The following is a 23,826-nucleotide window of genomic DNA, read 5'->3' on the forward strand; positions in this document are numbered from 1 at the left end:
GCCGTCTGCGCATCAAGAGGGACAAGAATATGGTCGATGCAAAACTGCAAAGTGTGCTCTCTTCTCTGGCGCAGCCGGTTAAGGACCTAGAAGCCCAGTCGCCCGGCCAGCGGGCGCCAGATGCGCGTTACGTGAAACTAAACACCAATGAGAACCCATTTCCACTACCAACAATGGTATGGCGAAGTGCGATCTCGGCGCTCGAGCGTCAGTATCTGTATCCGGAAGACGATAACATCGGTTTGAGGGAGGCTGCCGCCAATGCCTACGGCCTCTCAAAGGACCATGTGATCGCCGGCAACGGATCGTCGGAGCTTCTCGGCCTGATCTACAGGGCCTTTCTTGCGCCCGGCGATAGCGTCGCAATGATGTCTCCCGGGTTTTCGTTCAATCGTAAGCTAGCTGTGTTGCAGAGCGCCAAATTTCTCGAAGTTTTGTGGAGCGACTCGCATTCGATCCCGATTGATCAGCTGCTCTTCGGTCCGGCAAAGGACGCCAAGTTCATCTTGTTAGCCAATCCCAACAATCCGACTGGGACGTTCGCCCCCATCGCCGACATCGAACGCCTCGTGGCACAATCTGACCGCTTGGTCGTGTTGGATGAAGCCTATGTCGACTTCGCACCTGATAACGGTCTACGGCTCGTGCGCCGCCACCCCAATCTCCTGCTCCTCAGAACGCTTTCAAAGAGCTATGCGGCCGCCGGCATTCGCGTCGGCTTTGGCCTTGGACATCCAGAGCTTATTGGAAGACTGCGGAACATCCAGAACGTCTTCAACATGAATGTCATAGCGCATGCGGTCGGCGTCAGCATCCTTTCACATCGCGCGGCCTACGAAGAGAACCATAGACATATCAGGCACGAGAGAGAACGAGTTGCGGCCGCACTGCGTCAGTTTGGGTTCCGCGTCGCGCCCTCTCATACCAATTTCTTGCTGGCGCGCGTCCCGAACGGACAGGACGGCAGGTGGTGGCACGCCGCACTGGAGAGGGAAGGAATACTCGTTGCCGTTTTTCCAGATGACGGCCTCGACCACTGCATCCGCATCAGCATTGGCACAAACGAACAAATGGACTCCTTTTTAGCTGCAGTTGCCGCGATCTCAGAACGCCTGAAGCGAGGTGGATAGCCGACCGCGCGTCGATGTCCCCTCCCTTCGTTATACCGCTGATGAAACAGGAAGCCGATGATAGCGGCTCGAGCCAAGCAAGGACCCCTGCAGGTGATGGCCAAGTGACCGCGCATTGAGTGCTTACCCCAGCGCGTGTTGCAGGGCTGAAGCGAGACAACGATCTCGTGCGCTCGACGCACGGGCACCCATCGACGTTCAGACCCGACGGTCGTGAGATGTGGCCATAATAAATGCGGCCTTACGCCCTCCTGGAACGAGCAGGCATTCCGCCCCAACAAGGATCTATGCAAATGACACAACAGCCTTCGTCAAAACTCGCCTGCGGCATTTTCGATCAACTGGACGACGACGGCCGCGATATTGGTCGTCAATACGAAGATCGCCTTATTTTGGCGGAGGCATACGATCGCCTCGGCTTCTATGCGTATCACGTCGCAGAGCATTGCACGCCCCATGGAAGAGGTCCTTCGCCGGGTCTCTTCCTGTCGAGTGTCGCCCAGCGTACGCGGCACCTTCGTCTCGGCCCATTTGTAATGCTGCTCAACTTCTATCATCCGCTCCGCGCTTTTGAGGAGATCTGCATGCTTGATCAATTAAGCGGCGGCAGGCTCGAGCTGGGTCTCGGACGGGGGGGCCTTCCAGTCGAGTTGAGCTGTTTCGGGATTTGCGAGGACGCGGCGCCGAGCCGGTACGAGGAAGCCAATGACATTCTGGTAAAGGCCATAACGGGCGGAGCCTTGTCGTACCGAGGCCGACATTTCCAGTTGAACGAGGTTCCTCCGACGTTAACGACTCACCAGCGTCCATCTCCCCCGATATGGGTGACCACCAATCGGCTCGACACGGCAATTTGGGCCGCTGGCAATGGCGCGAACCTCGCCTGCGTGGGTCCCTCCGTCGGTGTTCGCAACATTTCCGATGCTTACCGCACACATCGAGAGCGCAGTCCCTGCGCCCCTGATCGCAGGCCATTTGTTGGATTGCTGCGCATGGTCGTGATTGGGCGATCCGAGACGGACGCATATTCGCTGGCTAGATCCGCCTACGAGCAATGGCTGCGGAGCTTCAAATTCCTTTACGAGCTCAATGATATCCCGACGCCACAGGCCTTTCCGCTGACATTCGATGCGGCAATCGAGAGCGAATTGTGCGTCGTAGGAACACCAACGCCCGTCCGACGCCTTCTGCTCAATCAGCTGGAGGAGGCAGGCGCAAATTACCTCCTTTGCCAGCTCGCATTTGGGAATTTACCACTAGATGCATCCCTATACGCCGCAGAAACCATCCAATCCGAGCTGCTAGGCCATCCCTAAGTCGTCATTTGGTACAGCAAGCCACCGTTACTCGTTGCCGTTTTTCCAGATGACGGCCTCGACCACTGCATCAGCATTGGCATTAGCTGCAGTTGCCGCGATCTCAGAATGCCTGAAGCGCGGTGGATAGCCAACCGCGCGTCGAGGCCCACTCATTTCGTTATCCCACTGATGGAACGAGAAAACGATGATAGCGGCTCAAGCCAAGCATTGACCCATTACAGCTGACGACCAAGTGGCCGCGCATCGAGCGCTTATCCCAGCCTCACGGAGGCGAAACGGAACAACGATCTCGTCGCTCGACCCTAGGCACCTATCGAAGCTCAGACCCGACGCTCGCGAGATGCGGCCAAAACAAATTCGGCCCTTAAGTCGCGCCCTGAAAACGAGCAGGCCTTCCCCCTCAGCAAGGATATATTCTAATGACACAACAGCCTTCGTCAAAACTCACCTGCGGCATTTTCGATCACCTGGACGACGACGGCCGCGATATTGGCCATCAATACGAAGATCGGCTCATGTTGGCGGAGGCATACGACCGCCTCGGATTCTATGCGTATCACGTGGCAGAGCACCATTGCACGCCCCATGGAAGAGGCCCTTCGCCGAGTCTTTTCCTGTCGAGTCTCGCGCAGCGTACGCAGCACCTCCGTCTCGGCCCATTGGTGATGCTGCTTAACCTCTATCATCCGCTCCGCGCTTTTGAAGAGATCTGCATGCTCGATCAATTGAGCGGCGGCAGGCTCGAGCTGGGTCTCGGACGGGGCGCCCTGCCGGCCGAGTTAGGCTATTTTGGAATTGGCGAGGATGCGGCGCCAAGCCAATATGAGGAAGCCAACAACATTCTCCTGAAGGCCATGAAGGGTGGAGTTCTGTCCTACCAAGGCCGACATTTCCAGTTGAATGAGGTTCCTCTGACATTAACGACTCACCAGCGTCCATCTCCCCCGATATGGGTGACTACCAATCGACCCGAAACGGCCATCTGGGCCGCGGGCAATGGCGCAAACCTCGCCTGCGTTGGGCCCGCCGCCGGCGTCCGCCAAATTACCGATGCCTACCACACCCATCGAGAGCGCAGCCCCAGCGCCCCTGATCGTGGGCCATTTGTTGGATTGCTGCGCATGATCGTGATTGGGCGATCTGAGGCGGACGCTTATTCGCTCGCCAGATCCGCTTACGAACAATGGCTGCGGAGCTTCAAATTCCTTTACGAGCTCAATGACATCCCGACGCCACAATCCCTTCCGCTGACATTCCATGCGGCAGTCGAGAGCGAATTGTGCGTCGTCGGAACGCCGAGCTCCGTCCGAAACGTTCTGCTTCATCAGCTGGAGGAAGCAGGCGCAAATTACCTGCTTTGTCAGCTCGCATTTGGTAATTTGCCGCTAGATGCTTCCCTCTACACCGCGAGGACGATCCAATCCGAGTTGCTCGACCAATCCTGAGTCATCATTCCGCCGTTTCAACAGCAGTTCGCCGTTCAAAGCTCGCGTTTGGTCAATGCGCGGGACCACGCACGACCTCGACCTTCGCCTACTCCACCAGGCGTTGGTCGCGTTGAAACAGCATCACGACGAATGCGTTCGTCCGCGTTTGCCACGCGCACGTTCAGTCCAATTTCCTCTTCTTGCGCGCGCGATCTCTGAATTGCGCGTGTCCTCCGAGGTAGGAACGGCGTCAGCAGTCGCGAACGCCGTTTCCACATCGGGCAGATCGGCCCGGCGGCCAAGGCGTGCATGCAGCGTGATCCGGTCGAGCTCGCCTTCCCACCAGGACACGAACACAACTGCAACGCCATTGCCTATGATGTTGGTGAGTGCGCGCACCTCGCTCATGAACTTGTCGATCGAGAACACGATCGCCATCCCTGGCACCAGAGCCGGGTTGACCGCGGACAGGGTCGCTGCCAGCGTGATGAAACCAGCTCCGGTGACACCGCTCGCCCCTTTTGAGGTCAGCATCGCCACGATCAAAATCGTGAGTTGCTGGTCGAAAGCGAGGTCGAGCCCGAGGGCGCGCGCGATGAACAATGTCGCGAGCGTCATATAGATGTTGGTGCCGTCGAGATTGAAGGAATAGCCGGTCGGCACCACGAGGCCGACCACGGGCTTCGAGCAGCCCAGCCGCTCGAGCTTCTCCATCAACTGTGGCAGCGCACTCTCTGAGGACGATGTGCCGAGCACAATCAAGAGTTCGTCTTTGAGATAGGCGATGAACTTGAAGATCGAGAAGCCGACGAACCGCGCGATCAACCCGAGAACGACGATCACGAATAGCGCGGCGGTCGCGTAGAACAGCGCGATCAATCCGATCAGATTGGCCAGCGCCGAGGGTCCGAACTTGCCGATTGTAAATGCCATGGCGGCGAACGCTCCGATCGGCGCGGCCTTCATAATGATGGCGATCACGCCGAACACGGCCTGCGCGGCGTCGTCGATCGTGCTGCGCAGCCTCTCGCCGCGCTCTCCGAGCGCCATCAGTGAAAAGCCGAGGAGAATCGCAAACAGCAGCACCTGCAGGATGTCACCGCGCGCGAGCGCGCCGACCACGCTGTCTGGAATGATGCTAAGAACAAAATCAACGAACTTGGTCGCCTTCGCCTGCTCGACATAATTGGCAACTGCGGTCGCATCGGGCTTGGCGGCAAGGCCGCGGCCAATCTGGAACAGATTGCCCATGACGAGACCAATCACGAGCGCGAGGGTGGAGACGATCTCGAAATAGACCAGCGCCTTGATCCCCACCCTGCCGACCTTCTTCGCATCCTGGATATGAGCGATGCCGGAGACCACGGTGCAGAAGATGATCGGCGCGATCACCATCTTGATGAGCTTGATGAAGCCGTCGCCGAGCGCCCTCATCCAGTCAGAGGTGGCAAGCGACGGCCAGCCCCAGCCGACGATGATGCCGAGTAGGATTGCCAACAACACTTGGACGTAGAGGACCTTATACCATGACCGAGACGCCCGCGCGGTTGGCGCAGCTGCAATGGTCGTCATAACGCTCCTCCCAGGTTTGGCGGCGGTCCCGCTGGATGGGGTATCGGAGCTGCTCCGACACCATCCCGCGAGCGAACTTCTGACCCAGGAATCGTAGGCCAGAGCATCTGGATGACGAGCGGGTCTCTCGCTCTTCATCAACAAGCGCCGATGACGGTCCCTTCCTACTCGTTCACTGCCGACTTCTCTTGGCCAAGCCAAGGTTCGGCTTCGAGTTGACTGCGCTTAAGCTCGTTTGGAGAGCTCAGCGACAAGCGCATCATCATTGTCCGGATCAACACGACTGCTTCTTGTCTCCCAAGCCGCATCGAGCGCCTGATACATATCCGCGTTCAGGTCGCTCGCGTCCTCCAAGCCCGCGTGAACCCGAATCAGCGGTCCAGCGAGAGCAAGCGATGGTTCCGCGCGTTTCAATGGGTCGACATGCATCACGAGGCTTTCATATCCGCCCCAGGACCAGCCGATGCCAAAAAGCCGCAGCCTATTGAAGAAAGTCGAAAGCTGCGGCTGCGACATCGGTTTCAGCGCGAGGCCAAAGAGGCCGCTCGCCCCCGAAAAGTCTCGTTTCCAAAGCGCGTGACCAGGATCGTCCGGACACGCCGGGTGCAAGATGTTGTCGACAGCTGGATGCGACTGAAGGCTTTGGGCCAGCTTGAGGCCATTGTCCCAATGACGCTTCATGCGGACGGCCAAGGTACGCAGTCCCCGCAGGGCCAAATAGATGTCATCCGGCCCAGCGATCTCCCCGAAATCATGGGCGCTCGACCGCAGCGCCGGCCACGCCGATTCGTTGGCCGAGGCGATACCAAGCAGCGCGTCTGAATGGCCGATGATATATTTGGTCGCCGCTTGGATCGAGATGTCGACGCCGTGCGCAAACGGCTTGAAATACAGAGGCGTTGCCCACGTATTGTCCATGACCACTAGCGCATTGGAGCGATGGGCGACGGTGGCAAGCGCAGGGACGTTTTGCACCTCGAACGTGAGGGACGAAGGTGATTCCAGATAGATGGCCCGGGTCTTCTGGGTGATTTTTGCCGCAAGCTCTGCAGGCTGCGTTGGAGAGAAGTATTGCACCGTGATCTGAAGTCTTGAGAGAACCTCGTCTGCAAATGTCCTGAGAGGTGTATAGACGCCGTCGCTGATCAGAACGTGGTCGCCTGCGCGCAGAACGCCGAGAAGCGAATGCGTGCAGGCCGAGAGCCCCGACGGAAATAGCAGCGAGCGATAGCCGCCCTCCAGTTCGCAAACGGCAAGCTCGAGTGCGCGGGACAGGGGCGAGCCAAAGCGGCCGTAGTTCCCCGTCGGATCGCTCTGCCTGCGCCATTCGTACTCCTCCAGGGTTTCCGAAACAATTGTGGAGCCCCGGTAGACGGGCATGTTGACCATCCCGGAATGTTCGGCGGGCGCACGGCCGAGACGAGAAAGCCGGGTCTCGATGTCCAGGTCCTTGCTGTCCTCCAGGTACTTCATTGCGTCTTTCTTTTGAGATTGTGTTCGGCCTGGCCCGGGGGAGCGGCACCAGGTGCGGTTCGGATGGGCCTAATCGATGCGGGTCGTTTTCGTAGGTCGCCTCCTTGTTCTAATTGAAATCGGCTCGCTCCTTCGCACCAGAACAACCTGCGTTGCGTGCGCCTCATAAAGATTGGTTGCACATCAGGACGGCGCAGTATCAAAGCACGCTCCCTTGTAAGATCCGCCAACAGGCCGGCATTCACCGCTCCTATTAAGTCGAGCCAAATCCTTTAAGCGCCAACGAAGCAAGAGGCGCGCCAAGCGTGCTGGGCCCTCGATCGCAAAGGCTCACCGTGAATGCGCAGCGACGTGGACGCCGCGCGAGCACTTTGTCTCGAACGAAACACATCGTGTTGAGAACTGGCCATTATCAGGCGACTATGTTCGAACTGGCTTTCCCCGATGATGTTGTGAACGAGGTAGACCAGCAGCGTGCGTGCCGCGTTTGACGCGCGTGCGGTCTTGATCGTTGAAACCTTCGACCCACTTAGATCCGTGGCTTGATCCGTCTTGACTGACCAGATAGTGACTGTTTCCGCTCGCCGGGTGAGAGGCGGTCACAGGAAATGGGCGGACATGATGGCTCACTTCGATTCTTTGCTATGCTCGCTGCTTCAGTGCACGCGCCTGTCGTGATCGCTCTGGTTCAAGTGCAACGACAACTTCATTTCTATATGTGAGTTGGCGCGCACGCCCTCGGGTTCGATACACGATGGACCACTGCGTGTTCTGTCGGTTTGATCATGATTTACGGGCGAGCAACCTGACGCAGCGTTAGGTTCACGCGCTTCTGGAAGCGAAAATGTTGCGCAACAGCTACAGCAATTCGCGACAGCACTGTTAAGACGCGCGTGGCGCAGGGGACATGTGAAGGAGCGTATTCGAAATGAAGAAGTTGCTTGTGACTGCCAGCATCGTCGCGTTGATCGGGGCAGCGCCCGCATTCGCCGCCGATCTCGCTCAGCAGCCCATCTACACCAAGGCACCGCCGCCGCAAGCACCGGTCGCGGCCGCAATCTATGACTGGAGCGGTTTCTATCTTGGTGCCAATGGTGGCTGGGGTTCGACCAATAGCTCCTGGGATTTTGGAGGCGTCACGCCCGAGGGCTCTCATGACGCGAGCGGCGGAACCGTTGGTGGCCAGCTTGGCTATCGCTGGCAGACGGGCCAGGTCGTTTTCGGTGTCGAAGGCCAAGGCAACTGGGCCGATTTCAGCGGCTCCAATGTCAGCGCCGCCTTCCCGGGCGACATCAATCAGACCAAGACGGGATCGTTCGGTCTGCTTACAGGCCAAGTCGGCTATGCCATCAACAACGTATTGCTCTACGCCAAGGGCGGTGCCGCTGTGACCGGCAACACCTATCAGGTCAGCTCCATCAGCGGCGCGCAGCTGGCGAGCACTGACAAGACCGGTTGGGGCGGCGTGGTCGGGGCGGGCATCGAATTCGGCTTCGCGCCGAACTGGTCGGTCGGCGTCGAGTACGACCATCTGTTCCGCCAAGACGCCAATGTGAACTTCACCACCGCTGCCGGCGCGGTCGCAAGCGATCGCATCCGGCAGGATTTCGACCTCCTGACCGCACGGCTCAACTACAAGTTCGGGGGCCCAGTCGTTCTCAGATACTGACTCCACCGCGTTAGTGCGGCGGATCGAGAGCCCCGGCCCCCAGGCCGGGGCTTTTTCAGCTGTTCACCTCCAACACCGAGCTACGCGCCTTTCTCGTGCAAGCCAGGTGTTGCGCCCCGACGTTGTCGTATCGGTTAAGTACGTTCAAGTGACACCGCCAACGGCTGCGGCGGTGCTCTCGCTAAGAACCCGGCGCGGCTTCTCCAGTCTGCGAAATTGTGCAGGGCCGGCGGTTCCGCAGACGCAGGTAAGCCTCATGCACAAGAAGCACAAGACGACGGGATCAAACGACTGTTCCGGGCACGGTTGGACCGGATCATCATCAACATGAACCACGAGTTTGGCTCTGCTTGCTGGCAAGGTCGATTGAGCCTGGATCGAAGGCGAGATCGCACCACTCTAGGGCAAAGACTGACGACTGGGATTGAAACATCGCTCGCAATCTGGGTCTGGCAAGGAGCAGGCATAAGCGCTTCTTCCCGCGTTTTATCGGCGTCAATTACGTCTCTTCAGCAGCGCTTGCCGCATCGAGACGAGGGCGTTAGCGGGCCAGCTGCGTCGTGTGGGTCTCGGAAAGCATTTTCTGAATGCCGGTCCAGCGTCCAAGCGAAGAACTGCAGGAGTTAAGCTGAGCGCGACCATGCCGCCGACTGCCAAATCTGATAGTAATCCCGCCTCGGCGTCCTCCATATGATAGAGGGCAGCGCCTTCTGCAGGGGATACAGGCTCCGCGCATTCAACCGAGCGGGCAGCAGCAGGAAGCCCATGTTCTTCATGGCCGCAAGGTATCTTTTTGTGTCTCTCCTTTGAAACTTTGACTTGGAAATCGTCGCTATACAAGGCCGAACGATGGGGAACACACCATGCGCTACTCAGCCTTCTCCATTTTCCTGAATGGTCTTCGCAGCAACACGGCATGGAAGCCTGCATGGCGCGCCCCGAGGCCCAAACCGCACTATGACGTGATCATCGGCGGCGGTGGCGGGCACGGCCTCGCCACCGCCTATTATCTCGCCAAGGAATTTGGGATGCGCAACGTCGCGGTCCTCGAAAAGACCTACATCGGTTCGGGCAACGTTGGCCGCAACACGACGATCATTCGCTCGAACTACCTGCTACCCGGCAACAATCCGTTCTACGAGCTTTCCATGAAGCTGTGGGAGAGACTGGAGCAGGACTTCAACTTCAACGCCATGGTCTCGCAACGCGGCGTGTTGAATCTCTTCCATTCCGACGCCCAGTGCGACGCCTATACACGGCGCGGCAATGCCATGCGGCTGCACGGCGTGGATGCCGACCTGCTGGACCGGACACAGGTCAGCAAGATGCTCCCCTTCCTCGACTTCGACAATGCTCGCTTCCCGATTCAGGGAGGCCTTATCCAGCGGCGTGGCGGCACGGTGCGCCATGACGGCGTCGCGTGGGGCTATGCCCGCGGCGCCGACGCGATGGGAGTCGACATCATCCAGGAATGCGGGGTGACCGGCATCCGCCGCGAAAATGGCAGGGTCACCGGCGTCGAGACCACCAAGGGCGTTGTCGGCTGCAGCAAACTCGCCGTTGCCGTGGCCGGGAATTCGTCTCAGGTGGCCGCGATGGCGGACATGAAACTGCCGATCGAAAGCCACGTGCTCCAGGCCTTCGTCTCAGAAGGTCTGAAGCCCTTCATCGATTGCGTCGTCACCTTCGGTGCCGGTCATTTCTACGTCTCTCAGTCCGACAAGGGCGGCCTCGTCTTCGGCGGCGACATCGACGGTTACAATTCCTATGCTCAGCGCGGCAATCTCGCCAGCGTCGAACACGTCATCGAAGCCGGTAAGGCGATGATCCCGGCGCTCTCGCGGGTGCGCGTGCTGCGCTCCTGGGGGGGCATCATGGACATGAGCATGGACGGCACGCCGATCATCGACCGCACCCATATCGACAATCTCTACCTCAATGCCGGCTGGTGCTACGGCGGCTTCAAGGCGACACCCGGCTCCGGCTTCTGCTTCGCCCACCTCATCGCCCGAAACGAACCGCACGCTGTGACGCGAGAAATGCGTCTCGACCGTTTCGAGCGCGGTTATCTGGTTGACGAAGAGGGCCAGGGTGCCCAACCGAATCTGCACTGAATTCGGGAAAGCAAGGACACCAAAATGGCAAGCCTTATCCCCTGCCCCCATTGCGGGCAAAGGCCCAAGGAAGAATTTACCGTGAAGGGTGCGGCGCTCGCCCGTCCTGTTGCGAACGCCAGTCGCGAAGCGTGGTTCGACTATGTCTATCTGCGTGACAATCCGAGAGGCCGCTACGACGAGCATTGGCACCACACTTCCGGCTGCCGCCGCTGGCTGGTGGTGACGCGCGACACCGCGACCCATGAAATCGAAGAAGTGCGTGACGCCGCCATCCGCACAGAGGCAGCGGAATGACGTCGTACCGTCTCGACAAGGGCGGTCTCATCGACCGCGCGAAGCCGCGCTCTTTCACTTTCGACGGCAAGCGCATGATCGGCGCCGAAGGCGACAGCCTCGCCTCGGCCCTGCTTGCCAACGGCCAGATGCTGATGGGCCGCTCCTTCAAGTACCATCGACCGCGCGGCGTGCTTTCGTCCGGCGCATCCGAACCCAATGCACTGATGACCATTGGCCAGGGCGGGCGTTCAGAGCCCAATAGCCGCGCCACAATGCAGGAACTTTACGAGGGCCTTGTCGCGCAGAGTCAGAACCGGTGGCCCTCGCTCAATATTGACATCGGCTCGCTAAATGGCCTGCTGTTACCCTTCCTGTCTGCGGGCTTCTACTACAAAACGTTTATGTGGCCGGCGCCGCTTTGGGAGAAGCTCTACGAGCCCTTCATCCGCCGGGCCGCCGGCCTCGGCAAGGCGACCTACGAGACCGACCCTGACCGCTACGAAAAGTGCTGGGTTCACTGCGACCTGCTGATCGTCGGCGGCGGCGCCACCGGCCTTGCCGCAGCGCTGACGGCCGGCCGCGCCGACGCTCGCGTCATCCTTGTCGACGAGAATGCAATGATCGGTGGCGGACTGCTCTCCGAAACCGCGACGATTGGCGGCGTATCCGCAGTCGAATTCGCCGGCCGGGCAGTTGCGGAGCTCGGAGGCCTGCCCAATGTGCAGCTTCTTTCGCGCACTACGGCGTTCGGCTGGTATGACGGCAACGTCTTTGGCGCCGTCGAGAGGGTCCAGAAGCACGTTTGCGATCCACGCGCCGAAGTGCCAGTCGAGCGGCTGTGGCGCATTGTGGCAAAGCAGGCCCTTCTTACCACCGGCGCTGAGGAACGCCCATTGGTTTTCGGCGGGAACGATATCCCCGGGGTAATGATGGCCGGCGCCATGCGCGCCTATCTCAACCGCTACGGCGTTGCGCCCGGCAAGTCGGTCGCGGTCGTCACGACCAACGACAGCGGCTACGCACTGGCCCGCGATCTCGAAAAAGCTGGCGTGCGGCTAGCAGCCATCATTGACAGCCGCCGCCCGGGCGCCGCAACAGGCGTGTATCAGGGTTCGGCGCGTATCATAGGCGGCAGCTTCGTGCCCGACGCCGAAGGCGGCAAGGCGCTCTCCTCCATCACAATCTTGCAGGACGGCCGGAAGGAGAAGCTCGCCGTCGACGCGCTCGCGATGTCCGGCGGCTTCAGCCCGATCATCCATCTCGCTTACCACCGTGGCGGCAGGCCGCAATGGTCGGATACCAAAGCCGCGTTCGTAGCGGCAGAGGATCACAAGGGGCTTTCTCTGGCCGGTGCCGCCGCGACGGCAAGCGGTCTCGCCGCCTGCCTGGAGGGGGGAGCCGCAAAGGCTGTGGCGCTGCTGAGCAAGCTGGAGATAAGGGCCGAACGCGCCGCGTTCGGCACGGTCGAAGGCGACATCGTCGCGGCTGCCACCAAGCCGGTCTGGATGATTCCCGGCGTCAAGGGCAAGGCCTTCGTCGACTTCCAGAACGACGTCCATCACAAGGATATCGGCCTTGCGGTTCGCGAAGGCTATGGTCACGTCGAGCTTGCCAAGCGCTATACCACCAACGGGATGGCGACGGACCAGGGCAAGCTTTCCAATGTCAATGCCATTGGCCTTCTGGCCGAGGCGCGCGGCGTATCTCCCGGCGACGTTGGCACCACGACGTTCCGCCCGTTCTATACCCCGGTTTCCGTCGGGGCGCTCGCCGGCACCTCGCACGGCAAGCATTTCCAGCCGGTGCGCAACTCCCCGCTGCACAACTGGGCAGCGAAGAACGGCGCGACTTTCGTGGAGACCGGTCTCTGGTACCGTTCCGCCTGGTTCCCACTTGTCGGCGAAAAGACCTGGCGCGAAAGCGTCGACCGTGAAGTGAAGAACGTACGCATTAATGCCGGGCTTTGCGACGTCTCGATGCTCGGCAAGATCGAGATCACCGGCAACGATGTTCCGGAATTCCTCGAGCGCGTTTATTGCAACGCCTTCAAAAACCTGCCCCTCGGTAAAGCCCGTTACGGGCTGATGCTGCGCGAGGACGGCTTCATTTATGACGACGGCACAACCAGCCGCCTCGAAGACGACCGCTTCTTCATGACGACCACGACCGCCTATGCGGCGGGGGTTATGAATCATTTGGAATTCTGCGCACAAACGCTGTGGCCGGAGCTTGACGTGCGGCTTGCTTCCGTGACCGACCAGTGGGCGCAGATGGCGATCGCCGGGCCGAAGTCGCGCCGTATTCTGCGGAAACTCGTCGATGAGGATATTTCCAACGAGGCGTTCGTGTTCCTCGCTGCCAAAGAGGTCTCGCTGTTCAGCGGCAAGCTCTCAGGTCGGCTCTTCCGCATTTCCTTCTCTGGCGAACTGGCCTACGAACTGGCGGTTCCCGCCGGTTACGGTGAGGCCGTGGCCGATGCACTGATGGAAGTTGGCAGGGAGCACGGGATCTGCGCGTATGGGGTCGAAACCCTGTCGGTGCTGCGTATCGAGAAGGGCCACGTCACCCATAATGAGATCAACGGCACGGTCGTGCCGGCCGACCTCGGCTTCAGCAAGATGGTTTCGACCACGAAGGCGGACTTCATCGGTAAGCGGATGCTCGAACGCGAGGGCCTCTGCGACCCGAACCGGCATCAACTCGTCGGCGTCGTGCCGCTTGATTCCAAGACTTCTTTCCGCAGCGGCTCGCACATTCTGGAAAAGGGTACAGCAGCAACGCTCGAGAACGACCAGGGCTATGTCAGTTCCAGCTGCTACTCACCGCATGTCGGGTCCACCATCGGCCTGGCGCTCGTCAAGCGCGGCTCATCGCGCCATGGCGAGGAAGTGCAGGTCTGGAACGGCGTTCGCAACGAATACACAGTAGCCCGCCTCTGTCATCCTACGTTCGTCGATCCCGACAACGAAAACTTGAAAGTCTGAGGTCCCGATGTCCGCATTCGCGATCGAGCACCGGGCAGCGCTCAGCGGCAAGATCCCTCTGATATCGACCAGCGTGACGCTCAGGGCACTTCCCGAAGGGCACGTGCTGCATGTGCTTTCAGCGAACGCGCACGACGATCTTTCCGGAAAGATCCGCGCCGCGTTCGGAGCCGAGGCGTTCGCCGTACGCATCGTTTCGCCCGGCCAGTGGTTCGTCGTCGGCGATGAGCCTGTGTCGGCGGCGGCACTCGCCAACATCGTGCAAAAGCTGAAGCCGCATGCCGACGTCATCGATCAAAGTCACGGCCGCGTCGGTATAGCCATCGCGGGACCAAAGGCGGCGTTCGTGCTGGCTAAGGGCACCGCCGCGGATCTTGCGTTAAACACCTTCCCGGCAGGCCACGCGACCACGACGCTGATGGGCCACATCGCCACCCACATCACCCGCATCTCACAAGACGGGTTCGAGCTGATGGTGTTGCGAAGTTTTGCGGAAAGCTTGTGGGACCAGCTTGCCGAGCTGAGTGCCGAATATCCCTAACTCCAACAACACCTAAGCGCATCGCGTCATTTTTGCGGCCGCGCTGCCGACAGGAGCAGCTATCACGAATACGAAGCTTGTCTTGACTGTACAATGCAAGTCGGTACTGGGCATCGTAGCTGCGATTTCGACCTATCTGGCGCATCTTTCACGAATTTCGGTTTAGGCAGAGCGCAAAAGTACTGTGGGTTCATATATCGGCCAACATCTGCGATGAGAGGAGTACTGGTCGAGGCAAGAGCCTTAGGCTTACGTGCAAATTGAAATGTGGAGACGGTGGGTTGCGAGCAGATTTTTCGCGTATCAATCGGGATAAAGCTATCTTCGATGACATTTATGCTTTGGATGATCCAAGAGCGTATTTCTCCGTCCTGGGAAGCTTAGATTATATGATCCCGGATGTGGCAGAGCCGGTCGTGCGTCAGATTCTCGCAGCGAAAGCTTTGGCGACCAGCGTTAAGCCGATCGTGCTTGATGTCGGCTGTTCATACGGCATCAACGCGGCGGTGCATCGGTTTCCACTGACCTTCGGCGGCTTGCGTCACCGCTATGCCAGGCGCGAGATGAGGGCGATCAGTTCCGAGACACTGGTGGATCTCGATCGCAAGTTTTATTCGGCTTGGCCTGATGTTGGTCTAGCGCGGTTTATCGGTCTCGATGTATCAGCACCGGCAATCCGCTATGCAACGGCCGTTGGCCTCCTTGAGGTGGGTATTGTCGCCGACCTTGAAAAAGAAGCGCTTTCGACAGAAAGCGCGCGTATTCTCCGTTCCACTGATGTCATCATGTCGACTGGCTGCATCGGCTACGTGACCGAGAAGACGTTCAGCAAAATTCTCGATGCGACAGAGAAGCATCCATGGATCATCTCTTTCGTGCTGCGGATGTTCCCGTATGATTCCTTGGCTGCGACGTTCGCGAAGCGTGGTCTTGTGACGGAACGCCTTACTGGTGCGACATTCATTCAGCGTCGATTTCGCGATGCTGAGGAATTTGAAAAGAGCCTGGCCACGTTGGCAACTCTTGGCGTCGATGCGACCGGACTGGAATCGGAAGGTCTATTCCACGCCGACCTGATCTTGTCACGCCCTGAATCGGATGCACGCGCCGCTCCCCTTGAAGACATTGTCACCGTCGCCAGCGGTCGAGGTCGACCAATCGGGCCGCGTTACGTACACATTGGAGGTCACCAGGGCTTGCAGATCGCACTCGAGCCGTGAGACGTTCGTGTTTGCAAGGATAGCCGCGCGTGCGCCCCCCGGAGCGGCGCACCGAAGTGGATCATGCTCCCGTCCTTTCGAGGTGGAGCATGATGAGGCTTGACTGCGCGGCTGCGACAAGCGTTTCCGCCATGCACGGCGGTACCGGGTCCGGGCGATAGGCGCGCATCGAGCAGCGCGAGGAGATTGGCCTGCACCCTGTCCGGGCCTCGCTGTGATTCCCAGGCAGCATTTTGCCATTTTGAGGCGTATGGCGCGACCCAAGACGCCTTCATTCGCCTGCCGCGTGCAAGGGCGCTCTCGCTCTGCCTATCCCATGAGCTCGCGGCAACGGCAAATGCGGACTGCCTCAAGCATTGGGCAGGTACTTTGTTCGGCAGAGATCCTTCTGGCAGCGTGACGGTCTCGACCTATTCTCGCGAGCGGCTCTCAAGGGGCTTGAATCGCACGTAACGTGAGTTTGTATCATCACGCAGGTAAGGCGGACCACGTCCGACCGTTTGTCACTTCCTGACGCATGATGAGAATAGTGAACCTCACAGACTCTCGAACCTACATCGCGACACTCTGTTCTGATGCCCGTGCACTCCCTACACGGCCGAGCGGTCACCACGCGCGGACCGCCGGTCCGACGGCCGCTCGGGCGAACCGGGCATCTGAGATCGGAGCGCGGCATTCTCGCATCACGGCGGGGCTTGAACGCAAGCTCGCCCATCGCACGACGTCCGATGCGAGGACGCAACATCGGAAGCACGCCAACCGCTCGTGCAGCTGAGAGCGACGTCGGCGTCTCTTACGCGCTGGTGTCGTTTTCGACAGCATGAACAATATCATAGATCACACCGACAGAGGATAGCCATTGAACCACAAGCAGCGTACCAACGGATCGTCGCGCCCCAGAGCGCATCGCTATACGATTGTTCTTTTTGGCGTTGCGATGACGACAGCTTTGTGCTGCGGAAGTGCAGGTGCGCGAGATCGGCCGGTCCCAGCGGAGGCGCGACAGGCGTGCACACCGGATGCGTTTCGCCTCTGCGGCGCCCACATACCTGATGAGGACGCCGTCGCGGCCTGTCTCAAAGCCAATATCCACCGCTTGAGCGTGCAATGTCGCCAAATCATCTCAGTTCGGGATGCTGCCACAGGAAATGGCGGCCCGAGATGAGGTACGCGCGACAGCTGCTTTCGCTTGATCGTATTCGTGCCGCGACACGTGTGCGTGCCGCGGCCTTAGACCGATCCGATCAACGGTTGTGATTCGTGACGCGGTGCTGACAGGACGATCGTCGCGCCCAAGCCCAACGTCTGTGGTCGGGCAACCAAGCAGCGGAAAGTACGGACATGCACGAACTGCCTTTTGATACCGTTCTGATCGCCAATAGGGGCGAGATTGCCGTTCGCATCATCAAGACCCTTCGCAAGCTGGGGCTTCGTTCTGCGGTCGTCTACCATGACATTGATGCCCGCACGCTTGCCGTCTCCATAGCCGATGCAGCCATCGCGATCGACGGACGTACGCCGATGGCTGCCTATCTCGACATTCCGCAGATTATCGCCGCCGCCCGAAAAGCGAACGCCGGTGCACTGCATCCAGGTTATGGATTTCTGTCGGAGAACGCGGAGTTCGCCAGGGCCGTTACGAGCGCCGGCATCACGTTCATCGGACCTGCCCCCGAAAGCATCGAACTGATGGGCGACAAAATCCGGGCTCGGAACTTCGTACAGCGGCACGGGTTTCCAGTCGCTCCTTGCACCATCGAGGAAGATGATCCAACGACCTTCGTGCGCAGAGCCCGGGCCATGGGAGCCCCTTTGGTCGTAAAGCCTTCCGCGGCCGGTGGCGGCAAGGGCATGCAGATTGTGCGCGACACCGGCGCCCTGGAGGACGCAATTGCGCAGGCGCGCAGCGAGGCGCGGCGCTACTTCGCAGATGGGCGGCTTTATGTCGAACGATATATCGAAAGCCCGCGTCATATCGAAGTCCAGGTGCTCGGCGACGCCTTCGGAAACGTTACTCATCTGTTCGAGCGCGAGTGCTCGATCCAGCGTCGGTTTCAGAAGGTCATCGAAGAGGCTCCCGCGCCGGGGCTGTCGTCGGAGTTGCGTCAACGGATCTGCGATGCCGCCGTCGGCATCGCCCGTGCAGCCAACTATCACAGTGCAGGCACTGTCGAATTCATCCTTGGCGGAGAAGAGTTCCACTTTCTGGAAATGAATACGCGTTTGCAAGTTGAACATCCCGTGACCGAGATGATCACCGGCGTCGATCTTGTTGCCGAACAGATCCAGATCGCTGCGGGCCGTCCACTCAGATTGGTACAGTCCGACATTGTGCCGAGCGGACATGCGATCGAAGCCAGGTTGTGTGCCGAAGCGCCGGAGCGCGGATACGCGCCAACAACAGGTAAGGTCCTTGTGCTCGACTACCCCGACGGCGACGGTCTACGCATCGACAGCGGCCTTTCGCGAGGTCAGAAGATCACGACAGCATTCGATCCCCTGCTCGCCAAGGTCATCGTGCATTCGCCCTCACGTATCGAGACTGCGCAAAAGGCGCATCGCGCGATGCGGGACTTGGTGCTTCTCGGCTGCGCAACCAACGCAAGCTTCCTTGCCCGAATCCTCGCGGACGACGGATTTCTGCATGGACACATTCACACGGGTTATCTTGAGGAACATCCGCATATCGCCGCAGGCGACCCCCGGGCCGACTTGTCGGCCTTCCTGGTAGCAGGCGCCCTCCTGACCGGACCGGTCCGCGAATCGGCAGATGCCGTGTCCGACCTTCACGCGGCGCTGGGCAGTTGGAGAAACTAACGTGAATCACTCTTTTGAGGTCGATGGCGTCGAATACCAGCTATGGCTGTCACGATGCCGAGAGGACTACCGTCTCTGCTTGCATGACAGGGTGATTGCCCCGGTCGCGTTCTCCCATCGCTGTAACGGCTGCGGTGTTGTTGTTATTGCGGGTGAAAGCCAACCCGTCAGGTTCGCCATTGATGGCGAAACCATTCACGTGCACATGGGTGGCGAAACGCGCAGTTTGCATTACCGCGACCCATTGCGAACGCTCGCGACGTCGAAGCAGGAGATAAGCCAAGCCGTCGCTCGCGCGCCAATGCCGGGCGTCGTCATTGGCGCCCGGGTTTCGCTTGGTCAGGCCGTTTTTGCCGGGACGGCCCTGATGACGATCGAGAGCATGAAGTTGGAGACCGTCATACGGTCTCCGCTAGATGGCATTGTCGAGCGTATTCACTTCAAGGAGGGCGAGAGCTTTGAGCAGGATGCTGTACTGGTTACGCTCCTCAAGGAGCGGACCTGAAATGCAGCAGCTCTCGTCTCTGGTGGATGTCAATTCGGAAGACTATCGGCTCAACGAAGTTCATAACAGGCGACTTGCAAAAGAATTGGAGGAGCGCCAGCATGCCGCCCGCTTTGCGCGTCCGGTGCGGGATCTTGAGCGTCTCAAGCGGCAAAACAAGCTATTTGTGCGTGATCGGATCGAGGCTTTGCTTGACCCAGAAACCCCGTTCCTCGAGCTTTCGACGCTGGCGGCTAACAAAGCCTATGATGGTGAGGTGCCCGGCGCCGCTCAGGTCGTTGGGATCGGCATTGTCGCGGGTCGAGAGGTCGTCATTCACGCAGATGACGCTAGCGTTAAGGGCGGGGCGTGGTATCCGCTATCGGTCAAGAAGATCGTGCGGGCCTTGGACATCGCGATCGAGAATTGCCTGCCGGTCGTTCATTTGTGCGACTGTGCCGGCGGCTTCTTGCCCTTACAGGCGGAGTTCTTTGCTGATCGCTATCACGCGGGTCGAATCCTTCGCAATCAGTCCATTCTTTCAAAGATGGGAGTACCGCAGGTCGGTATAGCCATGGGCCATTGCAGCGCCGGCGGCGCATACGTCCCGGCGCTTAGCGACTACAACATCATTGTTGAGGGCACGGGAGCGATCTTTCTGGGCGGTCCTCCGGTCGTCAAAGCTGCCACCGGTGCAGAGATTTCCGCCGAAGAACTCGGCGGCGCTCACTTGCATACCAGCGTATCGGGGACGAGCGACTATCTTGCAAGTTCGGAGCTGCATGCGATTGCAATTGCCCGAGATATCGTCGCTCGCTTCAGTGATCCTGTAAAAGCCCCGATCAACCGGGCCGCTCCGGAGCCGCCCGCCTATAGTGCATCCGAACTGTACGGTATTCTTCCGAGGGATCCTCGGACGCAATTCGACATGCGGGAGATCATCGCCCGTCTGGTTGATGGCAGCCGGTTCCACGAATATAAGCCAAATTATGGCGAGACTCTTGTGTGCGGCTTCGCGCGTCTGCATGGCTGTCAGGTTGGTATTCTCGCAAACAACGGTGTTCTGTTGAGCGAAAGCGCACTAAAAGGCGCTCACTTCATTCAATTGTGCGACAAGTCGCGAACGCCTCTGCTCTTTTTGCAGAATACGACCGGCTTTATGGTCGGCCGCGACTACGAACGGCGTGGCATAACCAAGGACGGCGCCAAGCTGATCATGGCTGTCTCCGGGGCGTCGGTGCCAAAATTCACAATCGTCTGTAACGCCTCCCACGGAGCTGGAACCTACGCTATGGCCGGACGGGCTTTCGATCCGCGTTTTGTGTTCACTTGGCCGCAGTCTCAGATTTCGGCGATGGGCGCCGAGCAGGCAGCGGGCGTGCTCACACATGTCAAGGCAAGACAGCTGGCCCGTCACGATGGGCACCTCTCCACGGAGGAGTTGACAGCCATTCGCGAGCCGATTCTGGAAGAATATCGGGAGCGGTCGAGCGCGTATTATGCGACATCCGAATTGTGGGATGACGGCATTCTTGATCCGGTCGATACCAGGAACGCGCTCGCAATCGTTCTGAGTGCCTCGCTCAACAGCCCAATCACCTCGCCGCATTACGGCGTATTCCGAATGTGACGGTGACAGCGGAGGCCGCGCACGGGGCGAGATGTCCTGCTTCAGATGTCCGTCATCATACGGGTCTTGCCTCGAACGGCGCTCGCTAAGGTCAAGCATCTTATCCTGAAAGCAATCCAAGCGGGATCACGCGCCCCTCGGTGAACAGAAGTCGGGTTAAGCCTTTCTATGCTCGGCCTCCGTTGCCCTGCCGATATGGATTGGTTGCGAGCACGTGAGACGACTCACAAAGGCGCCGCGCCCCGATGAAATTGCCGAACGCCTCTGCCGCGAACGGGTCAAGAAAGCTGGTCGTTGTCTGTGCATCTGCTGATGGAGTGAGGCACGCAACCGGGCTGTCAGGTGAGTCTCGAAATCGCACTTCTGCGGATCAAGGAGATCAGCAGCCAGCACCGCGCCATGCATCGTAAAATCCCCTGCGCGTTCGAATTCGGTTAGCCTTTCACGGCGCCGATACAGCTGAAGTCCGTATCCAGCTGAATCATCTGAAGGGCTTGTATCGCACGTGACGTCAGGTTGTAGGCTGCCAATTCGAGTAGGCGACTTCCTTCTTCCTCCGGATAGGTTTTGCACGAGCGTGAAAGAGGCCTCTGTGGATATGCTTGATGTCATTGGCATCGGGATCGGCCCGTTCAACCTCAGCCTGGCGGCACTGATCGAACCTACCCCGCTACGCGCGCTCTTTTTAGAGAAACGCGAGGGGTTTTGTTGGCATCCGGGACTGGCGCTGCCGAACAGCCGGCTACAAGTGTCGCCCCTTAAGGATTGCGTGACCCTGGTAGACCCTACCAGCACCTATTCTTTCCTCAACTACCTAGCGCTACACGGGCGGCTCTACAGCTTCGTCAACAGACGCGACGCCTCAACCTCGCGGCGGGAATTTACCGACTATTACCAGTGGGTCGCACGACGGCTCAAGACACTCCGCTTTGGCGAAGAGGTGGTCGACGTTGCGCCCCTCAGGGACGGCTACCGCGTCAACACGAGCACAACCACATACCTCGCGCGCGCTGTGGTGATAGGAGTTGGCGTAGAGCCGAAGATTCCCGCGTGTGCTAGGCCCTTGATCGGCAACGCCGTCTATCATGCGGCCGACTATCTCGAGCGGGATCCACCTTACGCCGGCGAGCATGTGCTCGTGGTGGGAGGTGGTCAGAGCGGCGCAGAGATTGTTGAGCACATGCTTAGTCGTCCCGTAGCGGCCCGGATTACGTGGGTGACGTCGCGGACAAACCTGTTTGCAATGGACGACAACAGTTTCGTAAACGAGGCCTACATGCCGGCGTACAGCCGGCGTTTTCACGCTCTCCCGCTCCAGCAACGTCGTGCCATCGTGGAGCACGAGAAGTTGACAAGCGACGGCATTTCCGTCGAGTTGTGCAATCGCCTCTATGACATGTTGTACGAACGCGGCGTGGCGGGCTCGCTGGATGACAGTTTTCGTTTGTTGTCCAGCGTTGCCCTAAAGGACATCACGTCGCACAACAAACGTTGGCAAGTCGATCTGATTGGGATCGCGTCGCAGCGAAATCACAGCATCCTGGTTGATCGCATAGTGCTCGCCACAGGCTTCCAGCCGCGCACCCCGCCGTTCTTGCAAACGCTCCTGCGCGGCGCGCGCATGGAGGATAGCCTGCCTGTAGTCGGCCCGGACTACGCGGTCCGGTTCGATCAGCCCATGCCAGGGCCGGTATATTTGCAGAACCAAAGCCGCCTGCAGCATGGGCTGCAGAGCGTCAATTTATCGCTGGTCGCATACCGCAGCAGCCTCATCATCAATAGCCTGCTCGGCCAACCATTCTATCTGGATACGTCAGATCGGCAGATCCTGGACGGTTGTGGCACTTCAGACATGCCCGAACCAGGCAGTCGGGATGCAATGCCGTCCACGCAACACATGGCCGCAATCACATGAGCCAAGCGTCGTTCTCCCCCCTACACAGCCGTCGTGTTGATGCCCCAGCTGCGGACCAGCTTTCTGTCAGGCTACACTACCGCGCCTTTGGACCATTTCTGGTCGCGTCGATTGTTATTGCAGCAGCTTACGGCACGAGCTTCCTATTGCCGGACTACATGCAGGCGCTCGGTAAGAGCAGTGAAACCGCTGGCTTTCTGATCTCCAGCGCCATGGTTGTGACGATCGTGTGCTGCTGCTCGGCAGGCTGGGTCGCGCAGCGCATCGGCATTATGCCGACGATGGCCGCCGCCTCGATCACCATGGCGCTAGCCATGCTGCTCGTTGCCGGCGCAGTCCTCGATGAGCGAGCAGCTTATGCTGGCAGCATGCTGATGGGCGCGGGATGGTCGGTGTCCTTCATCTTGGCGCCCTTGCAGGTCATTCGCCATCTACGGCCCGCCGCACGTATCCAATATTTAACCATTTTGTCTGGCTCACAAATGGCTGGGCTCGGTTTAGCCGCTCCACTCGGTCACTTCTTGGCAAACGTCACCGGCTCTCTGGCCAATGTCTATGTACTGTTCGCGATAGCATGCGTCATCGCGACCATCTGCGTAGAAGCCGCACGACGTGCCATGTTGGGCCTGTCCGCAGTGCCGATGCCGCATATCGAAATCACGGTAACTGCAACCGTAGCGCTCGTTCGAAAATCCACGGCTGCCCCCATCGCTATGATTGCGATTGCCGCCTGCATTTTCTCGGGACTGTCGACGTATCAGAGTGCCTATGCCGCATCACGTCACCTGAATTCCGATTTGTTCTTTTTGATATTTACCGCGTCCAGCGTGGCCCTGCGCTTCTCGCTCGCCCACATGATGGGCCGCCTGCCCATACACCGACTTGCGCTCATGCTCTTCGCAGCTACTGGTGCGTCACTGGTACTATTCATTGTGAATACCGGCAGCACCCCGCTCTATATCGTGGCCACGGCCATTTTCGCGACAGGCTATGGGCTCACCTACTCCACCCTCAACGGAATGGCCGTCAATCTTGCCGGCGACCACGGGGTGTCCGTGCCCGTCACCTCACAGATCTTCACGCTGGCATATTTCCTCGGATTGTTCGGCTTTCCGCTGGTCGGCGGGCAGTTGATCCGCGGATTTGGTCCCGACGTGATGTTGCTGACGCTATTGGGCGCGACGGCCTTGAATGCGCTGCTGGTAGCTGCGCTTCGAGTGAAGGCTACAACTGGTTACCTGTAATTTTTGGA

Annotated in this window: 16 protein-coding genes; 14 read left to right on the plus strand and 2 right to left on the minus strand. The window is 59.4% G+C overall.

Annotated features, from left to right (window positions below):
* Window positions 1-29 precede the first annotated feature (29 nt).
* From hisC to ACP2YP_RS33415, 3 genes are all read left to right on the plus strand, one after another.
* On the plus strand, window positions 30-1,130 hold the full coding sequence (hisC, locus tag ACP2YP_RS33405; RefSeq protein WP_426420440.1) for a histidinol-phosphate transaminase: 1,101 nt from the start codon (window positions 30-32) through the stop codon (window positions 1,128-1,130).
* A gap of 293 nt (window positions 1,131-1,423) precedes the next feature.
* Window positions 1,424-2,446 carry an LLM class flavin-dependent oxidoreductase gene (locus tag ACP2YP_RS33410; protein WP_426420441.1) on the plus strand — a complete coding sequence of 341 codons (1,023 nt, stop codon included), beginning with the start codon at window positions 1,424-1,426 and terminating at the stop codon, window positions 2,444-2,446.
* A 422-nt stretch (window positions 2,447-2,868) separates the two neighbouring features.
* Window positions 2,869-3,894, plus strand: a complete 1,026-nt coding sequence (locus ACP2YP_RS33415; protein WP_426420442.1) for an LLM class flavin-dependent oxidoreductase — start codon at window positions 2,869-2,871, stop codon at window positions 3,892-3,894.
* Between the two features lie 123 nt (window positions 3,895-4,017).
* Here the strand turns inward: ACP2YP_RS33415 and ACP2YP_RS33420 are convergent, their stop codons facing one another.
* Together ACP2YP_RS33420 and metC are read right to left on the minus strand one after the other, a co-directional pair.
* Complete coding sequence (locus ACP2YP_RS33420) at window positions 4,018-5,448, minus strand: dicarboxylate/amino acid:cation symporter (RefSeq protein WP_426420443.1); 1,431 nt, start codon at window positions 5,446-5,448, stop codon at window positions 4,018-4,020.
* A 225-nt stretch (window positions 5,449-5,673) separates the two neighbouring features.
* Window positions 5,674-6,921, minus strand: coding sequence for a cystathionine beta-lyase (gene metC / locus ACP2YP_RS33425; RefSeq protein WP_426420444.1), 1,248 nt, complete (start codon window positions 6,919-6,921; stop codon window positions 5,674-5,676).
* Window positions 6,922-7,849: 928 nt separating this feature from the next.
* On the opposite strand from metC, the gene ACP2YP_RS33430 reads away from it, so the two are divergent.
* The 11 genes from ACP2YP_RS33430 (at window position 7,850) to ACP2YP_RS33480 (ending at window position 23,818) form a co-directional block, all read left to right on the plus strand.
* Window positions 7,850-8,590, plus strand: a complete 741-nt coding sequence (locus ACP2YP_RS33430; protein WP_426420445.1) for an outer membrane protein — start codon at window positions 7,850-7,852, stop codon at window positions 8,588-8,590.
* A gap of 863 nt (window positions 8,591-9,453) precedes the next feature.
* Complete coding sequence (locus ACP2YP_RS33435) at window positions 9,454-10,704, plus strand: sarcosine oxidase subunit beta family protein (RefSeq protein ID WP_426420446.1); 1,251 nt, start codon at window positions 9,454-9,456, stop codon at window positions 10,702-10,704.
* Window positions 10,705-10,728: 24 nt separating this feature from the next.
* Window positions 10,729-11,001, plus strand: coding sequence for a sarcosine oxidase subunit delta (locus tag ACP2YP_RS33440; protein WP_426420448.1), 273 nt, complete (start codon window positions 10,729-10,731; stop codon window positions 10,999-11,001).
* On the plus strand, window positions 10,998-13,967 hold the full coding sequence (locus ACP2YP_RS33445; protein ID WP_426420449.1) for a sarcosine oxidase subunit alpha family protein: 2,970 nt from the start codon (window positions 10,998-11,000) through the stop codon (window positions 13,965-13,967). The genes ACP2YP_RS33440 and ACP2YP_RS33445 overlap by 4 nt, the downstream gene beginning before the upstream one ends.
* A 7-nt stretch (window positions 13,968-13,974) precedes the next feature.
* Window positions 13,975-14,508, plus strand: coding sequence for a sarcosine oxidase subunit gamma family protein (locus ACP2YP_RS33450; RefSeq protein ID WP_426420451.1), 534 nt, complete (start codon window positions 13,975-13,977; stop codon window positions 14,506-14,508).
* A gap of 389 nt (window positions 14,509-14,897) precedes the next feature.
* Window positions 14,898-15,728: a class I SAM-dependent methyltransferase gene (locus ACP2YP_RS33455; RefSeq protein ID WP_426426351.1), complete on the plus strand. Its 831-nt coding sequence runs from the start codon at window positions 14,898-14,900 to the stop codon at window positions 15,726-15,728.
* A gap of 1,341 nt (window positions 15,729-17,069) precedes the next feature.
* Window positions 17,070-18,545 carry an acetyl-CoA carboxylase biotin carboxylase subunit gene (locus ACP2YP_RS33460; RefSeq protein ID WP_426420453.1) on the plus strand — a complete coding sequence of 492 codons (1,476 nt, stop codon included), beginning with the start codon at window positions 17,070-17,072 and terminating at the stop codon, window positions 18,543-18,545.
* 1 nt (window position 18,546) lies between these two features.
* The gene (locus tag ACP2YP_RS33465; RefSeq protein WP_426420454.1) at window positions 18,547-19,050 is read left to right on the plus strand and encodes an acetyl-CoA carboxylase biotin carboxyl carrier protein subunit; all 504 of its coding nucleotides are present in this window, start codon (window positions 18,547-18,549) and stop codon (window positions 19,048-19,050) included.
* Between the two features lies 1 nt (window position 19,051).
* Window positions 19,052-20,659, plus strand: a complete 1,608-nt coding sequence (locus ACP2YP_RS33470; protein WP_426420456.1) for an acyl-CoA carboxylase subunit beta — start codon at window positions 19,052-19,054, stop codon at window positions 20,657-20,659.
* A 598-nt stretch (window positions 20,660-21,257) separates the two neighbouring features.
* Window positions 21,258-22,574 (plus strand): lysine N(6)-hydroxylase/L-ornithine N(5)-oxygenase family protein, encoded by a 1,317-nt coding sequence (locus ACP2YP_RS33475; RefSeq protein WP_426426352.1) that lies wholly within the window; start codon window positions 21,258-21,260, stop codon window positions 22,572-22,574.
* Entirely contained in the window at window positions 22,571-23,818 is a 1,248-nt protein-coding gene (locus tag ACP2YP_RS33480; protein ID WP_426420458.1) for an MFS transporter, read from the plus strand. Before ACP2YP_RS33475 ends, ACP2YP_RS33480 begins: the two co-directional genes overlap by 4 nt.
* Window positions 23,819-23,826: the final 8 nt, after the last annotated feature.

The sequence above is a fragment of the Bradyrhizobium genosp. A genome (genome assembly GCF_049949275.1).
Classification (GTDB): domain Bacteria; phylum Pseudomonadota; class Alphaproteobacteria; order Rhizobiales; family Xanthobacteraceae; genus Bradyrhizobium.

What these genes read in the sequence shown, in the direction of transcription:
- hisC (WP_426420440.1), top strand. Translation starts at nt 30, where the DNA reads ATGGTCGATGCAAAACTGCAAAGTGTGCTCTCTTCTCTGGCGCAGCCG.
- ACP2YP_RS33410 (WP_426420441.1), top strand. Translation starts at nt 1,424, where the DNA reads ATGACACAACAGCCTTCGTCAAAACTCGCCTGCGGCATTTTCGATCAA.
- ACP2YP_RS33415 (WP_426420442.1), top strand. Translation starts at nt 2,869, where the DNA reads ATGACACAACAGCCTTCGTCAAAACTCACCTGCGGCATTTTCGATCAC.
- ACP2YP_RS33420 (WP_426420443.1), bottom strand. Translation starts at nt 5,448, where the DNA reads ATGACGACCATTGCAGCTGCGCCAACCGCGCGGGCGTCTCGGTCATGG.
- metC (WP_426420444.1), bottom strand. Translation starts at nt 6,921, where the DNA reads ATGAAGTACCTGGAGGACAGCAAGGACCTGGACATCGAGACCCGGCTT.
- ACP2YP_RS33430 (WP_426420445.1), top strand. Translation starts at nt 7,850, where the DNA reads ATGAAGAAGTTGCTTGTGACTGCCAGCATCGTCGCGTTGATCGGGGCA.
- ACP2YP_RS33435 (WP_426420446.1), top strand. Translation starts at nt 9,454, where the DNA reads ATGCGCTACTCAGCCTTCTCCATTTTCCTGAATGGTCTTCGCAGCAAC.
- ACP2YP_RS33440 (WP_426420448.1), top strand. Translation starts at nt 10,729, where the DNA reads ATGGCAAGCCTTATCCCCTGCCCCCATTGCGGGCAAAGGCCCAAGGAA.
- ACP2YP_RS33445 (WP_426420449.1), top strand. Translation starts at nt 10,998, where the DNA reads ATGACGTCGTACCGTCTCGACAAGGGCGGTCTCATCGACCGCGCGAAG.
- ACP2YP_RS33450 (WP_426420451.1), top strand. Translation starts at nt 13,975, where the DNA reads ATGTCCGCATTCGCGATCGAGCACCGGGCAGCGCTCAGCGGCAAGATC.
- ACP2YP_RS33455 (WP_426426351.1), top strand. Translation starts at nt 14,898, where the DNA reads ATGATCCCGGATGTGGCAGAGCCGGTCGTGCGTCAGATTCTCGCAGCG.
- ACP2YP_RS33460 (WP_426420453.1), top strand. Translation starts at nt 17,070, where the DNA reads ATGCACGAACTGCCTTTTGATACCGTTCTGATCGCCAATAGGGGCGAG.
- ACP2YP_RS33470 (WP_426420456.1), top strand. Translation starts at nt 19,052, where the DNA reads ATGCAGCAGCTCTCGTCTCTGGTGGATGTCAATTCGGAAGACTATCGG.
- ACP2YP_RS33475 (WP_426426352.1), top strand. Translation starts at nt 21,258, where the DNA reads ATGCTTGATGTCATTGGCATCGGGATCGGCCCGTTCAACCTCAGCCTG.
- ACP2YP_RS33480 (WP_426420458.1), top strand. Translation starts at nt 22,571, where the DNA reads ATGAGCCAAGCGTCGTTCTCCCCCCTACACAGCCGTCGTGTTGATGCC.